The sequence below is a fragment of the Kribbella albertanoniae genome (genome assembly GCF_004348455.1).
Taxonomy (GTDB): domain Bacteria; phylum Actinomycetota; class Actinomycetes; order Propionibacteriales; family Kribbellaceae; genus Kribbella; species Kribbella albertanoniae.
Map to the genome: position 1 here is coordinate 1 of NZ_SMKA01000513.1, position 1,585 is coordinate 1,585.

Sequence of the window (1,585 nt, forward strand, 5' to 3'; positions counted from 1 at the left end):
CGGCCTCCCCGCCACCGCCATGCCCACAGCCCCCGAAGGCCTCCCGGTCGGCGTACAACTCATCGGCCCCCTCTTCGAAGACCGAACCCCTCTCCACCTAGCCGAACTCCTCGAACAAACCCTCGGCCCCTTCCACCCACCGCAATAGCACCCCAGTCCGCCTAAGCCAGCACAACCTTGAGCACCGCTCAACCATGCCCGCGGCCAGCAGCTGGTCGATAGGTGCCCAAGGTGAGCCCGCCGCGCGGCCTTGAGCACCGTTCGACCGTTCGGAGTGGGCGTCAGATGGTTGATGCGTGCTCAAGGTGGCTGCGGCCCCGCGATCTTGCGTTCCCGGGCTGTGCCGTGCGTTAGCCGATGGATTTTCGTCACCGAGCACCTCCAATCCACCGGATAACGCAAAGCTCGACCATCACGCACCTCAGCCCCGGGGCCGTCTCTCTGCGGCGAACCCTCCATCTCCGTGGTTAACCCTCCATGTGGGGGGTTGCCCATCGAAAATTTCAGTGGGCAACCCCCCAACTCGACGGGCAAGCCGGCGCGGGCACGGTGGGTTCAGTCGCGAGGGCTGGACGGGCCGGCGAGGATCCGGGTGCGGCGACGCGGTTGCGAGAAGGGTTGGAGATCCACGGAGTTGTGCTGCCACGGAGCGGCCGTGAGTTTCCGTGAACCTGGGCGGCGGACGTGTGCCACTCAGTAATCCTCGGATTGGCGACTCGGGAGGGTGGTACTGAGCGTCAACTGCTTGGGTGGCGGGCGGTTGGTCAGTGGTGGCGGTCCGCTACTTCATTGCGTGGAAGGCTTCTACGGCGACTGGGGCCACCTGGTCGACAGTCACGCCTTCGTTGGCGGACTGCGCGATCACGGTGAGGGTGTTGGAACCGCGGTAGCACTGGGTGGGGAGGTTGCCGGTGGTCTCGACGCAGGTGGCCTGGCCGATCTTCTTCACCTTGTCGGGTGATGCGCCGGAATCCGCGACGGTCTTCGCGATGTCGACCTTCCCGCGGAGCGCGATCACCACGAACAGGCGGTTGCCGTCCAGGTTCCCGTACGCCTCGACGGTTGCCTGCTTGCCGTCGTTGATCCGGCTCAGCGCCTGCCGCGTCTGGTCCAGCTGCAGTTGGTTGCGGATGTCCGCGTCCGTGACGCGATCCAGCCCGGCGAGCTTGGCCGGCGGAGTGATCCCGCGGGCCGTGTTCAGCCGGTTCAACGGACCCAGTCCCCACACGTACCCCAGCACCGCGAGCGCCAGGAGCACAACCAACGCCCCAGCCACCGTCACAAACGGCCCCCGCCGATAAAACCGAACCTTCTTCTCGCCGTCGCCCTCCCCACCCTCGGGTACGTCGGCAGTGGGCGCAGCCGCTGGTGTCGTCGACGTAGGCTTCTCCGCACCAGCCGCCTCGTCCGCAGCCTTGTCGGCCGCGGAGCCGCTCGCGCCACAAGCCCCGCCAGACGCCGCCGCGGCAGCCGAGTCCGCCTTCGGAGTGGTGGCTTCCGGGGTGGTCGCGTCCGTGGACGGGGATACCGGTGGGGTCGCGCTTTCGGCGGCCGGCTTGTCCGTGGCCGTGGGCTTGTCCGGGGC

1 protein-coding gene is annotated in these 1,585 nt (G+C 67.7%); it reads right to left on the minus strand.

Annotated elements, in window-relative coordinates; translation table 11 throughout:
• Positions 1–781: 781 nt before the first annotated feature.
• Positions 782–1,585, minus strand: an 804-nt coding sequence (locus E1261_RS46760; RefSeq protein WP_238176859.1) for a hypothetical protein, incomplete at its 5' end; no start/stop codon positions are given.